This window comes from Halorubrum ejinorense (assembly GCF_055389685.1).
Window position 1 is genome coordinate 1070113 of sequence record NZ_AP043777.1, and the last position, 25854, is coordinate 1095966.

Here is a 25854-nt window from a genome sequence, read left to right on the forward strand (position 1 = left end):
CCGCCATTTCCCTTCTATCCCCCCGGCCGGCGGCGAGCGCCCTACTCCTGACTCGGCGCCTCGGTCGCCCGCGGCCCGGCGTCTTCCTCCGGCACGAGGTGAATCTCCCCGTCGTGTTCGAACGCCAGCACCGCGTCCGCGTCGTCGTCGACGAACGTCGGGTTCGGGACCGTCTTCGCCTCGTAGGTGACGGGGTCGAGCACCTGAATCGCGTTCTCGTCCTCGACGGTCACCACGGTCGTCTCGGCGGCGTCGTCGCGGGTGCCGAGCCGGGTCGCCTCCGGGGCCTCCGCCTCGGCGTACTCGGAGGTGTACCCCTCGCCGCTCGCGAGTCGGACGCCCCGAAGGCGGCCCGAGACGCTCGTGACGAGGACGGGGCCGTCGCCGTCCTCGGGGTCGACGATCTCGCCGACCGCGTACTTCGGGAGCCGGACCGCGAAGGTGACGCGGTACACCTCGTTGCCGTCGCCGTCCTCGGTGACGAGCGTCGGGTACGACTCGAAGCTCCCGCCGAGCGCATCCGTGATCCGCGTCGCGACGTTCTGCGCGAGCCGGTTAGAGGAGAGTTTGACGTTGGGCCCGTCGTCGGTCTCCACCACCTCGGTGATGAACGCCTCGCGGTCGCCGTCGGCCTCTTGGTCGGCGACGTACGTCTCCGCGATCGACAGCGCCTCGGCGCGCTCCGCGGGGGTCAGGTCGCGCTCGTCGGCGCGGACCTGAACGATCCCGGCGTAGTACCCGCCGGCGATGCGCCCGCAGCGGTCGCAGGTCCCGCGCGATATCTTCACGGGGACCGTCACCTCCGCGGAGCGGAGCGTCCCGCGTACCACGCCGGAGAACCGGCAGTGCATCCGGACGGTGTTCTCGCCGACCTGCTCCGGCTCGACGCCCCACTCGACGTCCGCGGCGTCGACGTGGACGCCGAGCGCCTCCGCGACCTCGTCGACGGCGACGTCGGTGTAGTCGCGCGCGCCCACGTCGCGCCACGACTCGCCGCGCCTGACCGCGCCGCAGCCGGAACAGACCAGCACCTCGATCCGGTCGGGCGCGTCGACCAGGTCGAAGTCCTCGAAGTAACAGTCGTCACAGAGCAGCGCGTCTCGCCCGCGCGGCTCGCCCGGGAGGGGGTCGCGCCGCTCGGGGACCGAATCGCCACAGCGCGGACAGAACTCCCGCGACTCGCTCATTGGGCGCGGATACGCCGAGGACCCGTTTAAACGGCGCGGACTGACGCGGACCGACGCGGCCGCCGCTCCCCGGCGACGGCGAGTTCGGGCGCGCCGCGTCGGGTCGCGACCTCCGAAATGGTTTTTCGCACGGACCGAGAACGGGCACGTATGAGCGGGAACCCCGACGACGAACGGCTCGAAGAGCTACGCGAAAAGAAGATGGAGGAGCTCCGCGAGCGCCAAGGCGGCGAAGGCGACGCCGCCGAGGCCCAACAGGAGGCCCAGGAGCGCGCCGAGGCCCAGCAGGAAGCGGTGTTGAAACAGCACCTGACCGACGGCGCGCGCCAGCGGCTCAACGCGGTCGAGATGTCGAAGCCCCAGTTCGGCGAGAAGGTGAAACAGCAGGTCGCCGCGCTGGCACAGAGCGGGCGCGTTCAGGGACGCATCGACGAAGATCAGATGCGCGAGCTCCTCAAGGAGCTCCAGCCCGACCAGAAGAGCTTCGACATCCGGCGGCGGTAGATGGAGCTCGCGCTGCTGTACAGCGGCGGGAAAGACTCCTCCCTCGCCGCCCACCTGCTCGACCGGTTCTACGACGTTCGGTGTGTCACCGGGAGCTTCGGGCTCACGGACGACTGGGAGCACGCCGAGCGAGCGGCCGCCGAGCTCGGCTTCCCGTTCGAGCGCGTCGACCTCGACCGGGAGGTGGCAGAGAGCGCCGTCGAGACGATGGTCGCGGACGGCTACCCCCGCAACGGAATCCAGCGCGTCCACGAGCACGCCTTAGAGACCATCGCGGCGCTCGACGTGGACGCCATCGCGGACGGGACGCGCCGCGACGACCGCGTCCCCACGGTGTCGCGGGCGCAGGCGCAGAGCCTCGAAGACCGCAACGGGATCGACTACATCTCGCCGCTCTCCGGGTTCGGCCGACACGCCGTCGACCAGCTCGTCGACGCCACCTTCGACGTCCAACAGGGGCCGAGCGAGGAGGTGCCCAAGGCCGACTACGAGGACGAGCTTCGCGCGCTCATCGCCGACACGCACGGCGAGGAGACGGTCGGTGACGTGTTCCCGGACCACGACCAGACCTACGTCCACGGTCGGAACGACTGACCGGCCCGCTCGTCGATACCGGACGCGACCGACCGGTTCCCGTCGGCCCGGGAGCGTCGGAACGACTTTTGACCCCGCGCTCGTAGCGGCACGTATGTCATCTGAACGAGTGGTCGAGCTGCTCCGAGAGGCGTACGCCGACGAGATCGAGACCGTGATGAACTACCAGACGAACGCCATCGTCCTCGACGGCGTCCGCGCCGAGGAGATCAAAGAGAGCCTCAAACAGGACGTTCAGGAGGAGCTCGGCCACGCCGAACAGATCGGACAGCGGCTCAAACAGCTCGACGCGCGCCCGCCGGGGTCGGCGGAGTTCACCGCCAGCCAGGACTCCCTCCAGCCGCCCGCGGACTCGACCGACGTGCTCTCGGTGATAAACGGCGTGCTCGACGCCGAGGAGGGCGCCATCGCGACGTACCGCGACCTGATCGACGCCGCCGAGGACGCGGACGACCCGGTCACCGAGGACCTCGCCGTGACGCTCCTCTCCGACGAGGAGGCCCACCGGACGGAGTTCCGCGGGTTCCAGAAGGAGTACCAGCGCGACTAGGCGAGACGGCTCTCCGACGGCGCCCGCAGGCCGGGCGCCCTCTCGCGCGGGCCGCCCCCGAAGGGATGCTTTCAAGCGGGCGCTCGCCGAACCGGGGTTCATGTACGACGGCCTCAAGGGATTCCGCGATTTCTACCCCGGCGAGCAGTCCGCCCGCCGCGAGGTGACCGACGCGGTCGAGGGCGCGGCCGCCAGACACGGCTTCCGCGAGATCGCCACCCCCGCCTTAGAACGGACGGAGATGTACGTCGACAAGTCCGGCGAGGAGATCGTCGAGGAGCTGTACGCCTTCGACGACAAGGGGGGCCGCGGCGTCTCCCTGACCCCGGAGCTCACGCCGACCGTCGCCCGGATGGTCGTCGCGAAGGGCCAGGAGCTGTCGAAGCCGATCAAGTGGATGTCCACGCGGCCGTTCTGGCGCTACGAGCAGGTCCAGCAGGGGCGGTTCCGCGAGTTCTATCAGACGAACATCGACGTGTTCGGCTCCTCGGCCCCCGAGGCCGACGCCGAGGTGCTCGCGGTCGCCGCCGACGCCCTCACGGACTTGGGGCTCACCGGCGACGACTTCGAGTTCCGGGTCTCTCACCGCGACATCCTCGGCGGCCTCGTCCGCTCGCTCGCCGAGGACCCCGAGGCGGTCGACACCGCGGCCGCGATCCGCGCGGTCGACAAGCGCGCGAAGACAGACGACGCCGAGTACGTCGGGCTGCTCTCGGACGCCGGACTCGCCCGCGACACCGCGCGCGACTTCGACGATCTCATCGCCGGCGTGGAGACGGTCGACGACCTCGACGCGGTCGCGGAAGCGGGCGGCGAGGAAGTCGAGGCCGCGGTCGAGAACCTCCGGAACGTCCTCGCCGCGGCCGACGACTTCGGCGCGGGCGAGTTCTGTGACGTGTCGCTGACGACTGCCCGCGGGCTCGACTACTACACCGGGGTCGTCTTCGAGTGCTTCGACTCGACCGGCGAGGTGTCGCGCTCCGTCTTCGGCGGCGGGCGCTACGACGACCTCATCGAGAGTTTCGGCGGCCAGCCGACGCCCGCGGTCGGCGTCGCGCCCGGCCACGCGACGCTCAAGCTCCTCTGCCAGCGCGCCGGCGTCTGGCCCGACGAGGAGCTGACGACCGATTACTACGTCCTCAGCGTGGGCGACACCCGGAGCGAGGCGGCCGCGCTCGCCCGCGACCTCCGCGCGCTCGGCGACGACGTGGTCGTCGAGCAGGACGTCTCGGGCCGCTCGTTCGGCGCCCAACTCGGCTACGCCGACTCGATCAACGCCGAGACGGTCGTGGTCGTCGGCGAGCGCGACTTAGAGAACGGCGAGTACACGGTGAAAGACATGGAAAGCGGCGACGAGACGACCGTACCGGTCGAGGAGTTCCCCCCGGACGAGGGGCTGCCGACGTACGAGGACTACGAGTAACGCGGCTGCGCGCCAGCGGCTCATCGGCGGGGGCGACGCGATCCCTGAACGCTTTTCAATCACGCGTCGGGACGGTGGGGACGATGATCCCGCTCGCAACGGCGATGCCTCCCACCGAGGTCGCCCTCCGCGTGGCCGCGGGGGTCGCGCTCATCCTGATCAACGCGTACTTCGTGGCGATCGAGTTCGGGCTGACCCGACTGCGGCAGTACCCCGAATCGGAGATGGACACCCCCGGACTGCGTCGCGCGTGGGAGATGACCGACGACCTGGAGTTCTACCTCACGACCTGTCAGGTGTGGATCTCCGGGACGTCTATCGCGCTCGGTATCGTCGCCGAGCCGGGGCTGGCGGCGCTTTTCGCCCCGATCTTCGAGAACACGGCGCTCGCGTCAGCCGGCGCGGGCTCCCTGTTGGGATTCTTTCTCATCAACATGGTCCACCTGACGCACGGCGAGCAGACGCCGACGTACCTCGGCGTCGAGCGCTCGAAGCAGGTCGCCGAGTACGGCGCCCGACCCCTCTACTGGTTCGCGTGGCTCATCTCGCCGCTGATCAAGTTCGGCGACTGGGTCGCGAAGGCCACGCTCGGGCTGTTCGGCGTCGAGATGACCGGCTCGTGGACCGAGGCCGAAGAGGAGGTGTTGGAGACGCGCGCCGAGCTCCGCAACCGCCTCGGCTCGATGATGGAGGAGGTCGAAATTTCCGAGGAGCGCCGCGAGGAGGTCCTCAACGCGCTCGACGTGGACCGCGTCACCGTCGCGGACGTGATGACCGCTCCTGACGAGGTCGTCTCCCTGACGACGACGGCGTCGGTCGCGGAGAACCTCGATCGGATCCGGGACACGCCGCACACCCGCTTCCCGCTCGTCGGCGACGACCTGAACGACTTCGAGGGTATCGTGTACGCCCCCTCCATCGTGAGCCGCTACGACGGGCTCCGGGACGGCGACCTGACGTTCGGTGACGTCGCGGCGCCGCCGATGACGGTCTCCGCGGACGCGAGCGTCAGCAGCGCCTACGACCGGTTTCAGGCCGAGTCGCAGGAGCTCGCCTTGGTCGTCGAGGACGGCGAGGTCGTCGGGCTGCTCACCGCGACCGACGCGATGGAGGCGGTGATGGGGCAGTTAGAGGACCCGCTCGACGCCGGCGATGTATACTGAACGACGCGGTGGCGCGTACCGATTGGCGCCGCACCGCGGCGCGAATCGCACGCGCGAGGGACGCGGTGAGAGGGCGACCGTAGGGAGCCCCGAACGAACCGCGAGGCTGGGGAGGTGTGAGGCCGCGGTTGCGGTGCGGGGTGGGACTCAAAGGGGCGGTCGCGAGGACGACGCACACTCGTTGTGCTCCTCGCTCGTTCGCGTTGCTCACTCGCTGCGGTGCTTACGTCGTCTGCGTCGTCCTCGCGACTGGGGCTTTGAAGCTGTTCGCCGTCGAGAGCGCCAGCAACGAGTTACAGACAAACGCCCGTAGCTTCGGAACGGTTCCCCGCTTCTTCGCTCACTTCTTATACGCCTCGCGCAGGAACACCAAGGCCCCGCCGAGCATCGCGAGGTTGCCGAAGAAGGCGAGCCGCTCGCCGCCCTTGTCGTCCTCGTCGGCGTTCCAGAAGTCGTGCATCGTCGCGGTCACGACCGTCAGGAACCCGACGGCCGCGCCGGTCGCGATCCGGGGGAGCCGCCAGAGCGCGATGCCGAGGCCGGCCACGACCATCATCCCGGAGGCGAACGGCGCCGCCAACTCCGGCATCGGGACGTCGGCCGACTCGGCGTACTCGATGGTGTCGTCCATGTCGCGGAAGTCCTCGGAGGCCTGCGCGGCGAGGCCGACGCCGAGCAGGACGCGGCCGATCCGCGAGGGCGCGCCGCGACCGTCGCTCTCCGCGGTCGTCTCAGTGGTGTCATCGCTCATACCTGTAAAGACGGGAGCGCACGGTATAAATCGCGGTGCCGGATCGAGCCGCGGGCCCCGTCACCGCTCGGCCGACCCGTCTCACACCGATCGTCAGGCCGGGTCGATCCGTTCCAGCAGGCGGGCGGTCGCCGCCGCGTCGAAGGCCATCGGGCGTCGCCACCACGGCCCTTTTCCGGAGTCGCTCGACAGCTCGGTCACCAGCGCGTTCGCCTCGGCGCCGGCCTCGGGCGCGCTCAGCGGGACGACGCGGTCGAAGAGCCCGGACGCGTCCGCGTCGCCCGTGACGACGACGCGGGCGTCGAACGGGTCGCGTTTCAGGTGCGCGTTGGTCGGCGCGCGGGCAGCCGCCGCCTCACGGTCGACGGTCTCGGAGCCGCCCGCCGCCAGCACCCGCTCGATCCGGATCCCCGCGAAGAGGTACGCGCCCCACTCCGGAGCCAAGTCGTCGTCGGCTCGCACGCCCCCGGGCTCCTCGACCGACCCCTCGCCCGGACCGGCCCAGCCGTGCGGTCGCAGCGACAGCGTCGCGTAGAAGAACAGCCAGTCGCCCGGTTCGAGGCCGGCGATCCGGCTGGCTTTCACGCCGTGCGGGTCACCGTAGCTCGCGCGCCCGCGACCGTGGACACCGGGGAACTCCGGGTCCGCGTGAACCGGCGTCTCGCGCAGGTCGGTCGGCACCGCGAAGGGGAGGTCCAGGCCGCCGTAGGTCGGGAGCGGCTCGTCGACCGGGAACCCCTCGCGCGGGAGCGTCGCCGCCGACTCCGGGATCGGGACGTACGCGAACGACCCGTCCGGGTAGACCGGGCCGCGAAAGCCGGGCTCGTTCGTGTTGGCGGCGACGTTGACGGCGACGGCTCGTGGGTCAGTCATGAAAAACGGGAAGTCGGTCGGGGATCAGTCCGCCGTGGCGGCGGGCGCGCCGTGCTCGATTTCGGTCCCGAGCAGGTCGAGGAACTGCGCGATCCACTCCGGGTGGTCGGGCCACGCCTGGCCGGTCACGAGGTTCCCGTCGGTCGTCACGCCGTCGACCCACGAGCAGCCCGCGGCCTCGACCTCCGCCTTGACGGCCGGGTACGCCGTCATCTCGTAGCCGTCGAGGACGCCCGCGGCCGCGAGGATCTGCGGGCCGTGGCAGATCGACGCGACGGGCTTGTCCGCCTCGAAGAAGTGTCGCACCGCGTCGAGCACCTCCTCGTAGCCGCGGAGGTACTCGGGGGCGCGCCCGCCGGGGACGACCAGCGCGTCGTAGTCAGCGGGGTCGACCTCGCCGAACCCGTGCGTGAGTTCGAAGTTGTGCCCGCGCGTCTCCAGGTACGTCTGGTCGCCCCGGAAGTCGTGGATCGCGGTCTTGATCGACTCGCCGCCCTCCCTGTCCGGACAGACGGCGTGGACCTCGTGGCCCACCGCCTGAAGCGCTTGATACGGCACCATGATCTCGTAGTCCTCCCCGAAGTCGCCCACGATCATCAGTATCTGTTGTCCTGTCATGTGCGTAACACCATGTGGCCGTACGTGTCGCAATCTCATAACGATACTGGCGAGCGGTAGCACACCGCGGACTGATGTCAAAAACTGGTCGCGACGACCGACCGCGACCGCGGTTCGCGGTGGCGCGTGCCTGCGAGCGGTCGCCGGGGGCGACCGCGAGAAGCACGCGCGAGGGAGTCGGCGCTACGCGCCGGCTGCCAGAGGGACCTTCGGTCCCTCGCTGGAGTCGGCGTCGACCATCGGGAGCTGCCGACGAGGCTGGGGAGGCGTGAGGCTGCGGTGCGGGGCCGTGGGTGGGACCCGAAGGGGCAGCTGCGAGGCGGTCGTGTCCTCGGAGAGAGTCGCGTCGCAGTAAGCGGCTGGGGCTTCGGCGGTGATCGTCACCGATTCTGAGTCATACTCAGAAACTATCGTCTGACAGTCGCTACGAGACGCCGCTGAAACTCGTTTCGGCGCCTCAACGCTCCGGCGAGGTCGGCGGCGAGGGGTTCTCCACGTCCGGCGGCTGTAGGTCCCGCCCGAACTCGTCGAACTGATCGAGGTCGTCCGGGAGTTCGTACTCGATCTCGCGTTCGTCCTGGTTGTCGGGGAGGCGGCCGTCCTCCAACTCCTCGGCGGCGGACTCCCAGCCGGGCTTGACGCGGACGCTGCGGGCGGGCGACCCCACGACGACGTGGTGGTCCGGCACGTCTCCCTGGACCACGGAACGCGCGCCGACGACGCTGTTCTCGCCCACTCGACAGCCCGCTCTGACCATCGCGTCGTAGGTGACGCGGGCGTCCGCCTCGACGATCGTGTGGAAGTTTCGAACCTCGGTCTGGTCGACGATGTCGTGGTCGTGACTGTAGAGGTGGACGCCGTCGGAGATGGACGCGCGGTCGCCGATGGTCAGCTTGCCGCGGTCGTCGAGGTGGACCCCGTCGTGGACGACCACGTTGTCGCCGACCTCGATGTTGTGGCCGTAGGTGACGGAGATGCCCTTGAAAAAGCGGCAGTTGTCCCCGCACTCGGCGAACAGGTGGTCGCCGAGCATCTGGCGGAACCGGAGCGCGAACTCGACGTTGTCCGCCATCGGCGTGGCGTCGAACTGGCGCCAGAGCCACTGGAGGTGCTTCGAGCGCTGGAAGCGGTCCTCGTCTTTCTCGGCGTAGTACTCGGACTCCAGCGTCGCGTTACACGGGTCGTACCCCTGAAGGCGGACGCGCTCGGCGCGCGACACCGACTCGCCGTCCTGCCACGCCTCCCACGCCTCGCGATCGCCGTGGAGGTCGACCAGCACGTCGCGGACGACCTCGCAGGTGTCCTCGTCCGAGGAGAGCCGCTCGTCCACCTCGTCGATGAACCCTCGGACCCCGGCCTCGGCGCCGTCGGGCAGGGACACGTGTCGCTTTGTCATCGGCCCTCCTTCGTCGCCGTGGTTGATATGGATTCGGTTGTGTGGTCCCGCGAGCGCCCGTCGGCTAGGATCGCATGGCGTTGGCGAACAGTCCGACGACGACGCCGACGAACGACACGCCGAAGGCCATGAGGACGGCCGTGACGATCCCGGCTCTCCCGTGTGACAACAACAGGTCGGTGACGGATGCGACGGCGACGACCGCGAGGAAGGCGACGACGGCGTCGAGCCGCCGGCGGAGGGGCTTCTCCATACGCGTTCCGAACGCGACCGACCGTGTAAACTCCAACGGTGCGCTCGCGGGCGGACCGGCCGTCACCGGACCGTTCCGCATCCGTGGGAGCGACCGCGCCCGATAAGTGTCCCGACCGCCAATCGACGGGTATGCAACACCGCGAACTGGGGAACTCCGGCGTCGAGGTCTCCGAGATCGGCTTCGGGGCGTGGGTCGTCGGCACCGACTGGTGGGGCGACCGCTCGGACGAGCAGGCGGTCGAGATGGTCGAGGAGGCGCTCGACGCGGGCGTCACCTACGTCGACACCGGCGACGTGTACGGCCACGGCGACAGCGAGTCGATCATCGGCGAAGCGATCGACGGCCGCCGCGACGAGGTGACGCTGTCGACGAAGATCGGCTACGACTTCTACGACAACCCGCAGGCCGGCCACGGCGAGCTGCCGAAGGAGCTGAACGAGGAGTACCTCACCGAGGCGTTCGAGGCCTCCTTAGACCGCCTCGACACCGACTACGTCGACGTGCTCCAACTGCACAACGCGAACGTCGACGAGGTGACGCCCGAGGTTCGCGACCTCCTCCGCGAGTGGAAGGCGGACGGTCGCGTCCGCGCGCTCGGCTGGGCGCTCGGCCCCTCGATCGGCTGGCTCGCCGAGGGCGACGCCGCCGTCGAGTACGAGGAGTTCGACGCGGTCCAGACCGTCTTCAACCTCTTCGAGCAGGAGCCCGGCCGCCACTTCGTCGACACGATCCGCGAGTCGGACTCCGACACGTCCGTCATCGCCCGCGTTCCGCACTCCTCCGGCCTCCTCAACGAGCAGGTGACGCCCGACACCGTCCTCGAAGACGGCGACCACCGCTCGCACCGACCGAAGGAGTGGTACGAGACCGGCTGGGAGAAGGTCGACGCGATCCGGTTCCTCGAAACGCCCGACCACGGCGAGGGGACGCGAACGATGGCGCAGGCCGCGATCCGCTGGCTGCTGGCCCACGACGAGGTCGCCTCCGTCACGCCGACGTTCCGCGACGGCGACGACATCGCCGAGTGGAGCGCCGCGAGCGACGTGCCGCCCATCTCCGACGCCGAGTACGACCGCCTCGAAGCGCTGTACGCCCGCAACTTCGACATCGACGGCGACGACGGGATGGACGTGCTCCGCACCTCGGTCGACGGCGACGACATCGAGGCCGCCGGCCTCGACAAGCGAGCCGCCTCGTACTGAGCCGCGGAACGGGGTCACGACCCCGCACCGCGGTCGCCGACCCCACCCGCTTCTTTCGCATCGAAATCACCCGACAGCGAACGGCCGACACCGATTCTAACCACTTTCACTGTGACCCGTTCGGAGCCGTCAGTTCGGGATCGGTAGCACTCCCCAGATCCGCGAAGCGGCCGCATCGCTGGCGGTCGTGGGAACGGTGGCTCGGTGGAAACCCGTCGTCACAAGGGGCTCAGTGGGGGTAACCGACTCGTCATCGCCACCACGACCCGATATACTCGCTCGTAGTTATAAACTGATTGCGATGGGCCCCGGTGACTCTCGAACCACCCTGTCGGACCGGGGAGTTCCGCTCTGATCCCGATCGGGGTCTGGAGCGGACGCGCCGAGCGGTCGGTTCAGTCGTCGCCGCTACAGACGAGGACGGGCCGTTCGGTGTCGAGGATGACGCTCTGGGTGACGCTGCCGAACAGGACCTTTCCGGTCGGCGTGCGTTTCCGGCCGGCGACGACGATCTGGTCGGCGTCGTAGTCGTCGGCGACGTTGAGGATCGCTTTGGCGGCGTCGCCGCCGTACCCCTCCGGCGTCACTTCGATCCCGGCGTCTTCGAGTCGAGACTGCGCGACCCGAACGGACTTGACCTGTTCGACGGTGCCGCCCTCCCGGTTCTCGGCGAACGAGTGAACGAGCACCGCCGTCACCTCGTCCGCCTCCAGCGGCATCGACGCGATGGTCTCCGCCTGCGTCTCGGCCCGCCCCACGTCGGTGTCGATACCCACGACAAACGTAAACATGGACCAGTCGTCTCGGCACTCGCATTTGGTTGTTTCGGCGAATCGACGGCTTCACTCGCCGTTCGCGAGCGCGCGGGCACCGAGTAACTGCCCGCAGAGAGCTGAATCTATCCCTAATGATTATGTAGTATGTCACTCACGGTAGTAGGTAGAAACTCATGACAAACGATAACACAGTGGATTCGTCGAGGCTGTACCGGCGGCGGAACGTCCTGAAGAGCGGCACCGCGGGAGCGGCGACGCTGGCGCTCGCCGGGTGTATCGGCGGCGGCGACGGGGGCGACGGCGGGAGCGGCGACGGGGGCGACGGGAGCATGCCCGACTCGGTCACGGTACCCGGCATCTACGACGAGAGCGGGGCGACGTCCGACGTGGGGCGACCGACGGCCATCGGCTCTCGGGACACGATCGCGTACATCAACGAGAACGACCTGTTCGACGTGAGCATCGACCACCCGAACAACGACTACGCCTACGAGGTGCCGCAGGCACAGCAGTACTATCAACAGTACACCTCCGAGTCGTCGCCGCCGCTGATCATCGGCTGGGGCACCGCCGACACCGAGGCGCTGGCGGGCACCGTTGCGGAAGACGAGATCGTCTACGTCTCCGCGTCCTACTCCGCGAACCTCGTCACCGAGGAGTTCCCGTACAACTTCTTCGGCAACCTCGATTACACCAGCCAGGCCCGGGCGCATCTGAAGTGGATCGCGGACAACGACCCCGAGGCGACGGTCGGGTTCATCTTCTCGAACACGGCGTTCGGCCGGTCGCCCGTGGAGGGCGGCAAGCAGTACGCCGAGGAACTCGGACTCGACGTGGCCCCGGACATCAACCTCCCGCTGACCGCCAACTCCGCGACGACGCAGCTCCGACAGGCCAGAGACCAGGACATCGACTACCTCATCCACCAGAACACGTCCGCGCCGATGCGGGTGCTCTTAGAGGACCGACAGGACATCTACCCCGACCTGACGGTGTGCGGCCTGACCTACACCGTCGACGAGCGCGTGGTCCAGCAGTCGCCCGACATCTTCGAGGGCGTGCGGTACGTCAACGCGTTCCGCACCTTTCAGGGCGCGCTCGACAGCGGCGGCCGGGGCGCGGAGATCATCGAGGCGAACTTCGAGCGCGAGGGGCGCAGCATGGACGACCCCGAGGTCGCCCAGCTCAACTACGTGCGCGGCGTGATCCACGCCCTGCTCGCGCTGAAGGGCATGCAAAACGCCGCCGAGGCCGGGAACGACGTCACGACCGGCCCGAACGTCAGGCAGGGGATGTTCGGCATCGAGGACGACGACATGTTCGGCCTCGCCGAGCCGTTCAGCTACGCGGAGGGCGACCGCCGCCCGACGATGAACGGGCGGCTGTTCGAGGTCACCGACGGGAGCCTGAGCTTCGACACCAGCGTCGAACTGCCCCGCCGAGACTCCTGGATCGGACTGTAATGGCGACCAACGAGCAAGCGACCGCGACCGCGGCGGACGACGGCGACCCGCCGGTCGTCGAACTCGACAACGTCGAGATCGTCTACGACCGGCACTTCCTCGCGGTACAGGGCGTCTCGATGTCGGCCAGCGAGGGCGACATCGTCGCGCTGCTCGGCCCGAACGGCGCCGGGAAATCGACGATACTGAAGATGATAAGCGGTATCGGCCGGAGCGAGCGCGGCGAGGTCACGCGGGGCCGCGTGTTCCTGCGCGGCGAGGACGTGACCAACTACGGCGCCAACGAGATGGTCCAGCGCGGCATCACGCACATCCTCGAAGGGAGGCGGGTGTTCGAGGACCTCACCGTTGAGGAGAACCTCCGGTGCGGGCTCTACCGTCAGGGCCGCCGGTTCCAATTCGACGAGGACGACTACCAGATCGCCTTCGAGTACTTCCCGCAACTGGAGGACATCTTAGACCTCAAGGCCGGCTACGCCAGCGGCGGGCAACAGCAGATGCTCGTCATCGCTCGCGCGCTCATCCACCGGCCGAACCTGCTCCTGTTGGACGAGCCCTCGCTCGGTCTCGCGCCGAAGCTGGTTCGCGACATCTTCGAGACGCTCGTAGAGATCAACGAACGGGAGGACATCACGATGCTCATCGCGGACCAGAACGCAAAGCGCACGCTCGAGATCGCCGACTACGGCTACGTCATGGAGAACGGCCAGATCGAGCTCCACGACCCGGCCGACGAACTCGTCGAGCGCGAGGAGATAAAGGAGTTCTACCTCGGGACGTCCAGCGAGGACTCCCGGTACACCGACATCAGGCACTACAAGATCCGCAAGAGGTGGACCTGATGAGCGCCGATCAGGGGGTCGAGGCGCGCGCGGCGTCGCTCAGAAGCGGCGCGCACGTGCCTCCCGAGGAGGCCGCGATCGGCTGCCGGAACGTGACCAAGACGTTCGGCTCGATCACCGCCGTCGACGACGTGGACCTCGGTATCGCCGACGGCGAGTGGGTGTCCATCGTCGGCCCGAACGGTGCCGGCAAGACCACGCTGTTGAACATCCTCAACGGCTTCTACACGCCCGACGCCGGGAGCGAAGTGTTCCTGAACGGCGAGGAGGTCAGCGGCAGGCCGGAACACTACCGCGCCCGACACGGCCTCGGTCGGACGTTTCAGGGGTTAGAGCTCTTCGAGAGCGAGGACGTCTTAGAGAACGTGATGACGACCCGGGCGGTCGCCAAACGCCCGAACGTGCTCTCGGCGATGCTGTACTACGGCACCGGGCGGAAGACGGAGGCCGAGAACATGCGGTTCGTCGAGGAGATCCTCGACTACCTCGAACTCTGGGAGTACCGCCACACGACGGTCTCGACGCTGCCGCTGGGCGTCCAGCGGCGGGTCGACCTCGCCCGCTCGCTCGCGCTCGAGCCGGACGTGCTCCTGCTCGACGAGGCGATGAGCGGGCTCACCTTCGACGAGAAGTACGACATGATCCGGTTCCTGACCGACCTCCACGAGGAGGAGGGGCTGACGCTCGTGATGATCGAACACGACCTCGAAGTCGTCACCGCGGTCTCAGAGCGGATGATCGTCATGCAGAAGGGCGGCGTCATCGCTCGCGGGCCGCCCGAGGAGGTGACGGACGACCCCGAGGTCGCCCGCGTCTACACGGGGGTCGAGTAGATGGCGGCCGAAAACGCCGAGAGCGAGGGCGTCGGGTCGGGCGACTCAGCCGACTCGGGGCTGTCCGTCGAGCGCGTCCTGACCGCGCCGGAGGGCGAGTCGGTGCCCATCGTCTCCGACCGGGCGCTCCCCGAGATCCTCATCGATCACGCCGCCGAGCACCCGGACGACATCGCCCTGCGCTGGAAGCAGTACGGCGTCTGGCAGGAGTTCACCTGGGAGGAGTACTACGACCGCGTGGAGCGGTTCGCGCTCGGCTTAGAGGAGTACGGGTTCGGCGACGAGGACGTGCTGTTCACCATCGGGTACAACCGTCCCCACCAGCTGTGGGCGTGGATCGCCGCGCAGTCCCTCGGCGGGATGGCGGCCCCGAACTACGAGGACATGCTGCCGGAGGACATCGAGAAACAGCTCCGGCTGCTCGAACCCGAGGTGGTGTACGCCGAAGATCAGGAGATGGTGGACAAACTCCTCCTCGTCTCGGACGGCGTGCCGTCGCTGTCGACGATCATCTACCGGGACGACAAGGGCATGTTCCGGTACGAGAACGGCGAGAAGACCGAGCCGGGCGACCCCGACATCGTCGCCTACGAGGACGTCGAGGAGCGCGGCCGCGAGCGCCGCGAGTCCGGCGACGTGGGCGACGACTACCTCGCGTCCGAGATCCAGGCCGTGCCCGCGGAGGCGACCGCGATGCTCGCGCCCACGTCGGGGACGACGGGGATGCCGAAACGCGTCCGGCTCTCGCATTTCAACCTCGTGAACCTCGCAAACGCGGCCATCGACATCGACCCGCTGCCGAAGGAGTCGGACTACTTCTCGTACCTCCCGATGGCGTGGGTGGGCGAGCAGATGATCCTGCTCGCGGCCGCGTTCGTCGCCGGGTGGACAGCGAACTTCCCGGAACAGCCCGAAACCGAGGAGGAGGACCTCCGGGAGATCGGTCCGGAGATCATCTTCTCGTCGCCGAAGCGGTACGAGGCGTGGGTCGCGGACGTCAAGGCGAAAATCGAGAACACCTCGCGGTTCAAAGGCTGGGTGTACGACAAGGCGATGAGCGTCGGCGAGAAGTACGCCGAGTACGTCATCGGCGACAGGAACGACGAGGAGCCGCCGGCGTGGCTGCGCGGGGCCCACTGGCTGTCCTACTGGGCGGCCTACCGGCCGATACTCGACAAGATCGGACTGAAGCGCGCGAAGAACGTCTACACCGGCGGCGGTCCCCTCGGCGAGGACCACTTCGAGTACTATCACGCGATGGGCGTCCCGCTCAAGCAGATCTGGGGGCAGTCCGAGGTCTGCGGGTTCGTGACGATGCACCGCGACGACGACGTGCAAGTGGAGACGGTCGGCGAGGTGTTCCCGAACGTCGAGGTGGGGATCACGCCGGGCGGCGAACTGCTCGTGCGCGGCCCGGTCGTCACCTCCGGCTACTACGGGATGCCGGAGAAGACCGAGTCGGCGTTCGAGGACGGCTGGCTCCACACCGACGACTTCGGCGCGCTCACCGACGACGACCACGTGCGGATCTTCGACCGGATGGACGACGTCTTAGAGATGACCGACGGCACCGCCGTCGCGCCGATCAGCGTCGAGACGAAGCTGAAGTTCAACCCCTACGTGAAGGAGGCGATGGTCGTCGGCGACGACCGCGCGGAGCTCACCGCGGTCCTGAACATCCGGTACGACAACGTCGCGGAGTGGGCCGACCAGCGCGACATCCAGTACGCGGGCTACCGCGATCTGACGCGGAAAGAACCGGTCTTAGAGCTGCTTCGCGGCGTGGTCGCGGAGACCAACGAGGACCTCGATAACCCGATCCAGCGGTTCGTGCTCCTGTTCAAGGAGTTCGACGCCGACGACGGGGAGCTCACGCGCACCGGGAAGCTCCGCCGCGAGGTCGTCGTGGACCGATACGGCGACCTCGTGACGGCCCTGTACGACGGCAGCACCGAGATAGCGATGGAACTCACGATCACGTACCAAGACGGCAGAGAGTCCGAGGAACGCGGCGTCATGCGCATCGTCGACGTGGACCAACCGGTCCTCGACGACGAACGCGAACTGGAGGTGAGCTAGATGGTCAACTGGGTCACGCTCATCGACATCTCGCTGAGCGGTCTCGGACTGGGCGCGCTGTACGCGCTCGTGGCGATGGGCTTTTCGCTCATCTACAAGGTGACCGGCGTCCTGAACTTCGCGCAGGGCCAGATCGCGATGGTCGGCGCGTACGGGGTCGTCATCTTCGGCACGGCCACCGTGCTCCCGGCGGCGATACCGGCGTGGGCGGCGGTGCTCGTGACGGTCCTGCTCGGCCTCGTGCTCGGGCTGGCGCTCGAACGTATCGTGTTCCGACAGTTCATCGGCGAGCCGGTGTTGTCGGTCATCATCGTGACCCTGGCGCTCGGCAGCATCCTCGAGGGGGTCATCTTCTTCCTGTACGGCCAGAACGCGCAGGCGTACCCCGAGGCGCTGACGTTCGGCGGCCAGCTCAGTCTCCCCCTCGGCACGTCGATACAGGCGGCGTACGCCGTCGCGGTCGCCATCGCGCTGGTCGTCGTCGCCGTCCTGATGCTGTTCTTCCGCGAAACCGTCACCGGGTCGATCCTCCGGGCGTCGGCCAGCGACGAGCAGGCCGCGATGGTCCTCGGCGTCTCCATCGAGCGCACCATCGCGCTCGCGTGGACGCTCTCTATCGCCATCACCGCCATCGGCGGCATCCTGCTGGCGACGTCCAGCGGAGGGGCGGCGGTCTCCATCGAGAACACGGGGATCATCATCTTCGCCGCCGTCGTGTTGGGCGGACTGGACAGCATCCCGGGGGCGTTCATCGGCTCCATCGTCGTGGGCGTCCTCCAGGAACTGGGGTCGTACTACCTCGTGGGCGGCACCGCGGTGTACGTCCCGTTCACGAACATCCAGGCCAACTTCGGCGCGGGCTTCGGCGAGATTCTCCCGCTCGTGCTCCTGCTCGTCGTCATTCTGGTGAAGCCGTACGGCCTGTTCGGGACCGAGCGGATCGAGAGGCTCTGACCATGAAGGGACACAGTTCGCGCGCTACGGGGCGCTCCGACGGTGCACCGACGACTCGAACGGCCGCGGCCGACGGGAGGTGGTCGCATGCCCTGCGGTGAGTACTTCACCGACTACGAGTCGCGAATGGGGCTGGTCCGGTGGCGGACACAGAAGATAGCCCTCGCTTTGGGGCTGCCGATCCCCTTCATCGCGCCGTTCCTCCTCGGCGGCGGCACGGTGACGCTGCTGACGCAGGCGTACATCTTCGCCATCGCGGTGTTGGGGCTGAACGTCATCCTCGGCTACGCCGGCGAGATCGTGCTCGCGCAGGGCGCGTTCATGGCCATCGGCGCGTACAGCGCGAGCAGACTGCTCGCCGTCGGAGCGGGACTCCTCCCGGCGCTCGCCGTCGGCGGCCTCCTCGCCGCGCTGGTCGCGGTCGGCTTCGGTCTGCCGTCGTTCCGGGTCAAGGGGTTCTACATCGCCATCTCGACGCTGGCGCTCCAGTTCATCGCCGAGGAGTGGTTCTTCGTGAACTCACAGCTCGCCTTCATCCACGGCGGGACGACCCAGTCGCTGCCCTCGAACGTGGGGCTCGTCGGGCCCGTCGGCGCGCTCGGCACGACCATCGACAAGTACCTGCTCGCTTTGGTGCTACTCTTGGTGTTCGCGATGCTGTCGCTGAACCTCTCCCGGACCGGCGTCGGGAAGACGTTCCGCGCCATCCACGAGAACGACCTCTCCGCGTCCGTCCTCGGCGTGAACGTCTTCAAGAACAAGCTGCTCGCGTTCGCCATCGGCGGGTTCATGATCGGCGTCGCGGGCGGGTTGTTCGGGTTCCAGATCGGCTTCATCAACGCGGAGTACTTCACGATCGGGCTCACCCTCGAACACTACGTCATGCTGCTTTTCGGTGGCCTCGGACGCGTCTGGGGGGCGCTGCTCGGCGTGGGCGTCGTCACGCTCGTTCAAGACTACCTCAACGACGGGCTGAATTTCCTCGCCGACCTCACGGGCACCAACGCGACCGCGCTGTTGCCGGTGTTCTTCGGCGCGATCATCATCGTCGTGCTCGCCGTCGAGCCGAAGGGGGTGTTGGCCGGGCTCGGCAAGATCAAGGAGTACTTGCGCACGTGGCCGTTCGCGTACTGAACGCGACGGCCCGCGGTCCACGACCCGGTCGTCTCGACCCTTCTGACAGCACGCGCGTTTCCGTTCCGACCCTTCCGACCGCACGCGCGTTTCCGCTCCGACGCCGCGCCGCACAGGCGTCGCCCGTCCCGCCACCACACCGGTGACGGAGGTTTATGTGGCAGTTTGTCGTGTGTTAACGCGATGTACGACGACAGTACACTCGCGGCGGTGGGGGAGCAGCTGGAGCGGGTCGCCGACCGCGACTTCTACGCCGAGAAGTTCGCGGACGCGGGCGTCGACCCGACGGCGGTCGACTCGTGGGCCGACTTCCGAGCCCTCCCGTTCACGACGGCCGCTGAGCTCGAGGCCGACTTCGAGGACGCGCCGCCGAGGGGGTCGCTGTACGACGGCGCGGCGATGGTCACGTTCTCGCCGATGGGCGAGCAGCTCCGGCCGGTCTTCGACACGGCCGACGACCTCGACGGTCAGGCGGCCGCCAACGCGGACGTGCTCGAACGCGCCGGCATCGAGCCGGGCGACCGCGTCGTCAACACGTTCGGCTACGAGCTGTTCGGCACCGGGTACGTGCTCCATCGGGCGCTCGAACGCCTCGGCGCGGAGGTGTTCCCGCTCGGCCCCGGCGACTCCGAGCAGGCCGCCGCGACCATCGAGTCGTACGACGTGGACGCCGTCGTGGGCAACCCGAGCTTCGCGCTGAAGATCGGCGCGGCGGGCGGCTCGGTCGACACGTTCGTCGGCGCCGGCGAGCCGTTCACCTCGATCCCCGGCCGTCGCGAGGCGGTCAAAGACGCGCTCGACGCGTCCACGGCCGTGGACTACTTCGGCACGCGACACATCATGCCCGTGGCCGCCGAGACCGCGGCCGAGGACGGCCTCCGCGTCGTCGACGACTACGCCGTCGTGGAGGCCGTCGACCCGGACACCGGCGAGGTCTTAGACGCCGGCGAGCGCGGGGAGGTCGTCGTGACGCACCTCCGGAAGGCGGGCATCCCGCTGGTGCGCTACCGGACCGGGGACCTCGCCGAACTGGCGGTTCGGGACGGGACCGTCGTGTTGCCCGACGGCGTCATCGGCCGCACGGACGAGCGGCTGAAGGTCAAGGGCGTGAAGGTGTACCCGGAGAGCATCGAGACGGTGCTCGCCGGCTTCGAGGGGTTGACCGGCGAGTACCGCGTCGAGGTGTCACAGCCGGAGACCACCGACCGCCTCGTCGTGGTCTGCGAGGGCGAGGCCGACGTCGACGAGCTGCGCGCGGCGCTCGGCGACCGCCTCATCGTGACGCCCGACGCCGTCGAACTGGTCGCGGACCTCGACGAGACCGGCGTCGTCGACGAGCGGTACTGAGCCCCCGACCGGCGCGGGCGCTCATCGCCGCCGAGGGAGCGGCGTCGCCGCTCAGTCGCCGCCGAGGAAGCGGCGCGCGGTCCGAGAGAAGACGTCGCGTTGCGCCTCTATCGGGAGGTCCCGCGAGAGCAGGTGTTCCCGCTCCCGGGCGTAGGGGTACGGAATGTTCGGGTAGTCCGAGCCGTACATGACCGACTCGGAGAGCTCGATCAGCGTGTCGTCGTCGACGGTCGCCGGGTCGAAATCCATGTACGTCTCGGCGACGCTCGACATGGCGAAGGTTGTGTCGAGAAAGACGTTGTCGTTGTCGCGGGCGAGGTCGACGAACGCGTCGACCTCGTACGCGCCCATGTGTGCCGCGCACACCCGCACGTCGGGGTAGGAGGCGAGGAACGACTCGAAGCGCTCGACGCCGACGTGCGGACTGTCCTCGAACATCGGCGCCGTCCCGGCGTGGAGCACGACCGGTGCGTCGCGTGCGGCGACGACCTCGTAGGCCGGGTCGAGCCGCGGGTCGTCTGCCGAAAACCCCTGGACCGGGAGCTGGAGCTTCAGGCCGCGCGCCCCGGCGTCGAAGGCGTCGGCGACGACGGTCCCCGGGTCGTCGTCGGCGGCGTGGACCGTGGCGAACGGGACCGCGCGGTCGGACGCCGCGGCGGCCTCGATCACCCACTCGTTGAGGTCGGCCGCCGCGCCCGGACGCGCGACGTACGGGAGCGCGACGTACCGCTCGACGCCGGCGGCGGCCAGCGTCGCCTCCATCCGCTCGCGGTCGGTCGGGTGGTCGAACTCCCAGCCGGCGGCGTCGCCGAGCGCCTCTCGGATGGCGGCCATCAGGCGCCCGGGCATGAGGTGGACGTGGGCGTCCACGACGCCCTCGACGGGGAACTCAGTCATCGGTGAGCTTGTAGACGCCCGTGCCGGTCGCGCAGACGGCGTCCCCGGACTCGACTTCGATGCTCGCAACGCCGATGTCGGCCCCGCGGCGGTCCACCGTGGCGGTCGCGTACAGCGGCTCCCGACCGGCGGCCTCGAGGTAGTTCACGCGGAGGTCGATGGTCGGGGTGTACGCCTCGCGGCCGCCGACGAAGACGGCGGCGCCGGCGAGGTCGACGAGCGCGCTGACGACGCCGCCGTGGAGGACCCCGAGGTCGGGGTTGCCCACGAGTCCGGGGTCGAACGGCAGCTTGACGCTGGCGCGGTCGGGAGTCACGGAGAGCACCTCCAGGCCGTGTCGCTGATGGAAGGGGATGTCGCCGTACAGTCGCTCGACGACCGCCGTTCGGTCGGCCTCACCCGAACTCGTCGCCCGCCGCCGGTCGCCCTCGCCGGTGTCACTCGGGTCGGCCATGTGTGTGTGCCAACGCACAGCACGACCTCGCATAAATCAACCGCCCCGAGTCAGCGAGACCGTCCGAGTCGACCGAGAGCGGCGCAACGGCGGGCGGTCCGGGGGAACGGCTTTGTGGTCGCGGCGCGCGTCTGCTGGTATGAACGAGGACGCGATGCGGCGGTTCCCCGTGCCGGACTACGAGGACCTCCCCGAGGATCTGCGCGAGCGCATCGACGAGGAGACCGAGGACGCCGGGTTCACGCCGAACGTGTTCTCGGCGTTCGCGTACAAGCCCAGCCACTTCCGGGCCTTCTTCGCGTACCACGACGCGCTCGTGGCGGACACGCCGCTCGCCCGCGAAGAGGTCGAGATGATCGTCGTCGCGGTGTCGGGCGCGAACGACTGCCTCTACTGCGTGGTCGGCCACGGCGCGCTCTGTCGCATCTACGCCGGCGCGCCGAAACTCGCCGACCAGCTCGCCACGAACCACCGACAGGCCGACGTCTCCGACCACCACATGGCGATGCTGGACTTCGCCGTCAAACTCACCGAATCGCCCGAGTCCGTGACGGACGAGGACGTCCAGCGGCTCCGAGACGCCGGCTTCTCACCGGAGGAAGTGTGGGACGTGGCCTCGGTCGCGGCCTTCTTCAACCTCTCCAACCGCATGGCGACCGTCGCGGACATGCGCCCGAACGACGAGTTCTACGCGATGGGCCGCGGCGACTGACCGCTCTCGCGAGGAGCCCCCGTCTCGGTGTCGCCGCGGCGGCGGCGCGCGGTCTCCCGCGTAAGGAGGATCGCGCCGGTCCGGAACCCGTTTGAACCTCGGCCGCCTCAGCCTTCTCCATGCGGGAAGTGACGTTCCGGATCTACCACGCGGGGGAGCCGGAATGCGAGGTGAGCGCGCGCCACCCGGAGGTGCGGTACCGCTCGGTCTCGTCGATGACCGGGAGCGGGCCCGAGCGCAAGCGGATCGCCGAACTCACCGGACCGCCGGCCGAGATCGAGGCGTTCGTCGAGGAGTTCCGCGAGTTCGACCTGATCGTGTCCGCCGAACCGCTCGCGCCCATCGAGGGGACGCACGCGTACGTCGCCCTGACGATCGACGTCGCGGCCGCCGACTGGGAGGGCATCGGCGAGCGGTTCTCGCGGATGGGGATCCACTACCGGACGGGGACGACCATCTCCGGCGGCGTCGAGCGGTGGACGGCGTACCTCGGGGACGACGACGACCTCTCTGCGGTCATCCGCGAGTTGGAACGCGGCGGCAACGAGGTAGAGCTGGCGCGGAACGTGGAGCTGGCGTCGATCGAGCGCTCGCCCCAACTCCCCGCGTCGGGGCTCCTCGACGATCTCACCGACAGACAACGGGAAGTCCTCGCGACCGCGATCGCCGCGGGCTACTACGACCACGGCGGCGGGGTGGGCGTCGAGGAGGTCGCGACCGAACTCGGGCTGGGCTCGACGACCGTCTGGGAACACCTCTCTCGCGCCGAGGCGGCGGTGATGAACGCGCTCTTCGACCGGTTCGCCGAGGGTGAACCGATCGGGGCCGTCCGCGACGGCGAGCGGGCGGACTCGCCGTGAACGCGGGTCCGAACAACGCTTTTGTAGCTTCGGGACGGAGCGCCGCGTATGGACGAGGGAATGGTGTCCGTGCCGGACGAGCAGTACGAGCGGCTCGCGGCGCTCGCCGCCGCCCGCGGCGTGAGCCCCGAGACGCAGCTTGTCCGGCTCATCGACGACGCATACGCCGGTCTCGACGGCGACGGCGACGCCCCCGACTCGCTCCCGCTCGGCGTCTGCGACGGCTCCGACGAGGAGTGATCGCCGTCTCGACGAGTCGAGACGGCCCTGAGCCGCCGCGCGACGTTCGGTCCCCTCCGCGTCCTCGCGCGACGTTCGGTCCCTTTCGCCTCCCCGCTCAGTCGCCGTAGGGCCACCGCCCGCCCGTCTTCAGCTCCTCGACGTACCCCTCGTCGATAGCGTCTCGGATCGCCTCGCGCGACCGGTGGGTGGCCTCGACCTCGCCCGTCGCGAAGCGGTAGACGGACGCGGCGACGAGCGTCGCCACCTCGCCGAGGTCTCGAGAGTCGAGTTTGTCGAGGGTATCGGCGTGAGTGTGCCCCCAGCCGCGCCCGGACTGGTCGCTCGTCGTCGACACCATCACCGCCGGGATCCCCTCCTGAACGAACGCCCACTGGTCGCCGTGCGGGGAGATGGTCTCGCCGGTCGCGAGCGGCGCGTCGAACGCGTCCGTGACCGACTCGAACACCGACGCCATCCCGTCGAACCCGTTCGTTCCCACGCGGAGGTTCCGGGAGCTACAGGCGCCGTCGAGGTTGACCACGCAGGCGATCTCCGCTCGCGGCGTGGTCTCGGCGGCGTGGTACGCGCCCCATAGCCCGATCTCTTCCGAGCCGAAGGTCACGAGCCGGACCCGCGTGTCGAGGTCGCCTTCGACGCTCGCGAGCAGGCGCCCGACCTCGGCGACGAGCGCGGAGCCCGCGCCGTTGTCGTTGGCGCCGTCGCTCACGTCGTGGGCGTCCACGTGGGCGGTGAGATACACCGCCTCCTCGGTGTCCGGGCCGACCTCCGCGACGGCGTTCACCGAGGTCGTCGGCTCGTTCCGGCAGTCGACGTCGAGGGAGACGGTCGGCCGCTCGTCGCCGTGGTCGTCGCCGACACCGCCGTCCGCGTCGTCGCTCTCGTCGGCGGCCTCGGCGAGCCGCGAGAGCCGGTCGCCGACCTCCTTCGAGACGCCGACCGCTGGGATCGGCCCGGGGCGGTTGTGGTAGCCGATCTCGCCGGTCGGCGGCAGCGCCCCCTCGATGTGGTTCCGGAAGACGAACCCGACCGCGCCGCGCTCGGCCGCCGCGACGTACTTCTCCATCCGGTGGATCCACCGGTCGTGGCTCTCCGGCGTGCGCGAGGAGGCCATCGCGACCGCGCCCTCCAGCCTCTCGCCCGCGGCCGCGAACGCCTCGTCGGTGCCGTCGCCGACGTCGACCAGCGGCGCGGTCACCTCGCCGCTCGGGGTCCCCGGCAGCGCGATCACCTCGTGGGAGTTCTCGTGGCGTCGCTCGACCGGTCCCGACACCGACAGCGACGACTCCCCGCGCCACCAGCCGGGGATCTCGAACTCGTCGAGCCCGGCGTTCCGCAGGCCGGCCGCCTCGAACGCCTCGACGACGCGCTCGGCGCCGCGGCGCTCGCCCGTCGACCCCGCCATTCGGTTCCCGATGTCGGTCAGGTCCGTGAGGAGGTCCCACCCGAAGTCGCTCGTCCGCGCGTCGCCCACGACGCGGTCCGGTAGCTCGGCCATACGATCCGGTTGGGCCGCGGGCGAAAAGGGGTTGCGGGAGGCGACGGGGGGGGACGCGGTCGGATCGCCCGCCGGAAGCGGAGCCGCGAGCGGCTCACTTCCACTCGTCGGTGTCCTCGGCCGCCTGCATCTCGCCTTTTGCCCGCCTCGGGGCCCGCCGCAGGGTCAGCGCCAGTACGAGGCCGTAGAACCCAGCGACGAGCGCGATCACCAGCGCGCCCGGGAGCGCGCCGACCGAAGCGGTCGCGACGACGCCGGTCTCCGGGGGCGTGAACACGGTGAGCCTGACGACCCACGCGGCGACGAGGACCGAGACGAGCGGCGCGTACACCCGCCGGAGGCGCCGCGACACCGCCTCGACGGCCGGCATCTTGATCGTCGGCTCGCGGAGGTCCTCGCTCAGCAGTTTCCGCCAGTTCGACTGCTCGACGCCCTCCGGGTCGAGCGCGTTCGCGAACACGTTCTCCTCTAAGAGCCGCACGCGCGAGCGCCAGACGTCGAACATCCGGTACCGGCGGGTCTCGATCCCGAGGAAGACGCTGAGCATGACGAGCCCGATGAGCAGCACGTAGTGCGGCCGCGACTCGCTGGAGAAGGTCCAGGTGAGCAGCGACGCGGTCACCACCACCGCCCAGTTCGTCGTCCGGTCGATGCGGGTCCGCCACGAGCCCGTCCGGCCGAGCTCGCCGCGGTACGTGTGGGCCATCAGCGAGAGGAAGTCGGACCGGTCGCCCGCGGCCTCGGCGGCGACCTCGCGCTCCTCTCGCGACCTCGGGTCGAAGTCCTCCGCTGGGTCGGACATACGGCCTCGTACCGGGGCGACACGGGTAAAAGAGGGGTCGGCCGCCGACGCGACCGGTGTTCGGCGCCAGGTCTCAGGCCGGGCCCGCCGCGGAGACCTCGACCTCGACGTCGTCGGGGTCGACCCCGATCCTGGCGAACTGCGTCCGGACGTGCTCGCGGGCCGCCTCGACCGCCTGATCGCGGGTGTCGAACCCGCGCGGCATCGGCTCCTCGAAGGCGACGCGGATCTCCTCGCCGTCGACGACGAGGGGTGACCCACCGCTCTCGACCTCGTAGAAGGCGTCGCAGACCCACACGTACGGCGCGTCCTCGTTCGGAGCGCCCTTGTACGCCGGCGGCTCCTCGCCGCGCTCGAACACCGTGCCGGTGAGGTCCGTCCCGCCGCCGCTGCCGCGAACGAGTATCATGCCACGGATACGAGGGCGAGCGGGATAAGCGCCCCGT

At 69.2% G+C, this 25854-nt stretch carries 28 protein-coding genes; 16 read left to right on the top strand and 12 right to left on the bottom strand.

What is annotated here, in order from left to right; translation table 11 throughout:
- Positions 1–41: 41 nt before the first annotated feature.
- Entirely contained in the window at positions 42–1187 is a 1146-nt protein-coding gene (locus tag ACZ5KW_RS06395; protein WP_343778762.1) for a 60S ribosomal export protein NMD3, read from the bottom strand.
- 150 nt (positions 1188–1337) lie between these two features.
- Here ACZ5KW_RS06395 and ACZ5KW_RS06400 point away from each other — a divergent pair, with 150 nt between their 5' ends.
- From ACZ5KW_RS06400 to ACZ5KW_RS06420, 5 genes are all read left to right on the top strand, one after another.
- The gene (locus ACZ5KW_RS06400; RefSeq protein ID WP_343778761.1) at positions 1338–1691 is read left to right on the top strand and encodes a DNA-binding protein; all 354 of its coding nucleotides are present in this window, start codon (positions 1338–1340) and stop codon (positions 1689–1691) included.
- Complete coding sequence (locus tag ACZ5KW_RS06405; protein ID WP_343778759.1) at positions 1692–2285, top strand: DUF7411 family protein; 594 nt, start codon at positions 1692–1694, stop codon at positions 2283–2285. It begins immediately after the preceding gene.
- 94 nt (positions 2286–2379) lie between these two features.
- Positions 2380–2835 carry a ferritin-like domain-containing protein gene (locus ACZ5KW_RS06410; protein ID WP_343778757.1) on the top strand — a complete coding sequence of 152 codons (456 nt, stop codon included), beginning with the start codon at positions 2380–2382 and terminating at the stop codon, positions 2833–2835.
- Between the two features lie 100 nt (positions 2836–2935).
- Positions 2936–4258, top strand: a complete 1323-nt coding sequence (hisS, locus tag ACZ5KW_RS06415; RefSeq protein WP_343778756.1) for a histidine--tRNA ligase — start codon at positions 2936–2938, stop codon at positions 4256–4258.
- An 83-nt stretch (positions 4259–4341) separates the two neighbouring features.
- Entirely contained in the window at positions 4342–5421 is a 1080-nt protein-coding gene (locus ACZ5KW_RS06420; protein ID WP_343778755.1) for a hemolysin family protein, read from the top strand.
- 340 nt (positions 5422–5761) lie between these two features.
- Here the strand turns inward: ACZ5KW_RS06420 and ACZ5KW_RS06425 are convergent, their stop codons facing one another.
- From ACZ5KW_RS06425 to ACZ5KW_RS06445, 5 genes are all read right to left on the bottom strand, one after another.
- Entirely contained in the window at positions 5762–6172 is a 411-nt protein-coding gene (locus ACZ5KW_RS06425; protein ID WP_343778753.1) for a DoxX family protein, read from the bottom strand.
- Between the two features lie 93 nt (positions 6173–6265).
- Entirely contained in the window at positions 6266–7045 is a 780-nt protein-coding gene (locus ACZ5KW_RS06430; RefSeq protein ID WP_343778752.1) for an Nmad3 family putative nucleotide modification protein, read from the bottom strand.
- A 24-nt stretch (positions 7046–7069) separates the two neighbouring features.
- Positions 7070–7663, bottom strand: a complete 594-nt coding sequence (locus tag ACZ5KW_RS06435) for a DJ-1/PfpI family protein (RefSeq protein WP_343778751.1) — start codon at positions 7661–7663, stop codon at positions 7070–7072.
- Positions 7664–8120: 457 nt separating this feature from the next.
- Entirely contained in the window at positions 8121–9059 is a 939-nt protein-coding gene (locus tag ACZ5KW_RS06440) for an acyltransferase (RefSeq protein WP_343778749.1), read from the bottom strand.
- 64 nt (positions 9060–9123) lie between these two features.
- Positions 9124–9312 carry a hypothetical protein gene (locus tag ACZ5KW_RS06445; RefSeq protein ID WP_343778748.1) on the bottom strand — a complete coding sequence of 63 codons (189 nt, stop codon included), beginning with the start codon at positions 9310–9312 and terminating at the stop codon, positions 9124–9126.
- A gap of 131 nt (positions 9313–9443) precedes the next feature.
- Between ACZ5KW_RS06445 and ACZ5KW_RS06450 the strand changes: the two genes are divergently transcribed.
- On the top strand, positions 9444–10517 hold the full coding sequence (locus tag ACZ5KW_RS06450; protein WP_343778746.1) for an aldo/keto reductase: 1074 nt from the start codon (positions 9444–9446) through the stop codon (positions 10515–10517).
- A 395-nt stretch (positions 10518–10912) separates the two neighbouring features.
- On the opposite strand, the gene ACZ5KW_RS06455 is transcribed toward ACZ5KW_RS06450, so the two are convergent.
- The gene (locus ACZ5KW_RS06455; RefSeq protein ID WP_343778744.1) at positions 10913–11308 is read right to left on the bottom strand and encodes a universal stress protein; all 396 of its coding nucleotides are present in this window, start codon (positions 11306–11308) and stop codon (positions 10913–10915) included.
- A gap of 158 nt (positions 11309–11466) precedes the next feature.
- Between ACZ5KW_RS06455 and ACZ5KW_RS06460 the strand changes: the two genes are divergently transcribed.
- The 7 genes from ACZ5KW_RS06460 (at position 11467) to ACZ5KW_RS06490 (ending at position 19945) form a co-directional block, all read left to right on the top strand.
- Positions 11467–12756 (top strand): ABC transporter substrate-binding protein, encoded by a 1290-nt coding sequence (locus ACZ5KW_RS06460; RefSeq protein ID WP_343778743.1) that lies wholly within the window; start codon positions 11467–11469, stop codon positions 12754–12756.
- Positions 12756–13598 carry an ABC transporter ATP-binding protein gene (locus ACZ5KW_RS06465; RefSeq protein ID WP_343778742.1) on the top strand — a complete coding sequence of 281 codons (843 nt, stop codon included), beginning with the start codon at positions 12756–12758 and terminating at the stop codon, positions 13596–13598. The genes ACZ5KW_RS06460 and ACZ5KW_RS06465 overlap by 1 nt, the downstream gene beginning before the upstream one ends.
- A complete protein-coding gene (locus ACZ5KW_RS06470; protein ID WP_343778741.1) occupies positions 13598–14431 on the top strand; it encodes an ABC transporter ATP-binding protein in 834 nt (277 codons plus the stop codon). The genes ACZ5KW_RS06465 and ACZ5KW_RS06470 overlap by 1 nt, the downstream gene beginning before the upstream one ends.
- Complete coding sequence (locus ACZ5KW_RS06475; RefSeq protein WP_343778739.1) at positions 14432–16510, top strand: AMP-binding protein; 2079 nt, start codon at positions 14432–14434, stop codon at positions 16508–16510.
- Complete coding sequence (locus tag ACZ5KW_RS06480; protein WP_343778738.1) at positions 16511–17464, top strand: branched-chain amino acid ABC transporter permease; 954 nt, start codon at positions 16511–16513, stop codon at positions 17462–17464. It begins immediately after the preceding gene.
- Positions 17465–17551: 87 nt separating this feature from the next.
- Positions 17552–18598 (top strand): branched-chain amino acid ABC transporter permease, encoded by a 1047-nt coding sequence (locus tag ACZ5KW_RS06485; RefSeq protein ID WP_343778737.1) that lies wholly within the window; start codon positions 17552–17554, stop codon positions 18596–18598.
- Between the two features lie 183 nt (positions 18599–18781).
- Entirely contained in the window at positions 18782–19945 is a 1164-nt protein-coding gene (locus ACZ5KW_RS06490) for a phenylacetate--CoA ligase family protein (protein ID WP_343778735.1), read from the top strand.
- A 51-nt stretch (positions 19946–19996) separates the two neighbouring features.
- Here the strand turns inward: ACZ5KW_RS06490 and ACZ5KW_RS06495 are convergent, their stop codons facing one another.
- The gene (locus tag ACZ5KW_RS06495) at positions 19997–20842 is read right to left on the bottom strand and encodes an amidohydrolase family protein (RefSeq protein WP_343778733.1); all 846 of its coding nucleotides are present in this window, start codon (positions 20840–20842) and stop codon (positions 19997–19999) included.
- On the bottom strand, positions 20835–21296 hold the full coding sequence (locus ACZ5KW_RS06500) for a PaaI family thioesterase (RefSeq protein WP_371152571.1): 462 nt from the start codon (positions 21294–21296) through the stop codon (positions 20835–20837). Before ACZ5KW_RS06500 ends, ACZ5KW_RS06495 begins: the two co-directional genes overlap by 8 nt.
- A 139-nt stretch (positions 21297–21435) precedes the next feature.
- Here ACZ5KW_RS06500 and ACZ5KW_RS06505 point away from each other — a divergent pair, with 139 nt between their 5' ends.
- The 3 genes from ACZ5KW_RS06505 to ACZ5KW_RS06515 all read left to right on the top strand — a co-directional run bounded on the left by ACZ5KW_RS06505 (position 21436) and on the right by ACZ5KW_RS06515 (position 23108).
- Positions 21436–22008, top strand: coding sequence for a peroxidase-related enzyme (locus ACZ5KW_RS06505; protein WP_343778731.1), 573 nt, complete (start codon positions 21436–21438; stop codon positions 22006–22008).
- A 119-nt stretch (positions 22009–22127) separates the two neighbouring features.
- Positions 22128–22868 carry a helix-turn-helix domain-containing protein gene (locus tag ACZ5KW_RS06510; RefSeq protein WP_343778730.1) on the top strand — a complete coding sequence of 247 codons (741 nt, stop codon included), beginning with the start codon at positions 22128–22130 and terminating at the stop codon, positions 22866–22868.
- A 48-nt stretch (positions 22869–22916) separates the two neighbouring features.
- Positions 22917–23108 carry a hypothetical protein gene (locus tag ACZ5KW_RS06515; protein WP_343778729.1) on the top strand — a complete coding sequence of 64 codons (192 nt, stop codon included), beginning with the start codon at positions 22917–22919 and terminating at the stop codon, positions 23106–23108.
- 97 nt (positions 23109–23205) lie between these two features.
- On the opposite strand, the gene ACZ5KW_RS06520 is transcribed toward ACZ5KW_RS06515, so the two are convergent.
- From ACZ5KW_RS06520 to ACZ5KW_RS06530, 3 genes are all read right to left on the bottom strand, one after another.
- The gene (locus ACZ5KW_RS06520) at positions 23206–24606 is read right to left on the bottom strand and encodes a M28 family peptidase (RefSeq protein WP_343778727.1); all 1401 of its coding nucleotides are present in this window, start codon (positions 24604–24606) and stop codon (positions 23206–23208) included.
- A 94-nt stretch (positions 24607–24700) separates the two neighbouring features.
- Positions 24701–25408 carry a DUF2270 domain-containing protein gene (locus ACZ5KW_RS06525; protein ID WP_343778725.1) on the bottom strand — a complete coding sequence of 236 codons (708 nt, stop codon included), beginning with the start codon at positions 25406–25408 and terminating at the stop codon, positions 24701–24703.
- A 73-nt stretch (positions 25409–25481) separates the two neighbouring features.
- Positions 25482–25817 (bottom strand): DUF7113 family protein, encoded by a 336-nt coding sequence (locus tag ACZ5KW_RS06530; RefSeq protein ID WP_343778724.1) that lies wholly within the window; start codon positions 25815–25817, stop codon positions 25482–25484.
- Between the last annotated feature and the right edge of the window lie 37 nt (positions 25818–25854).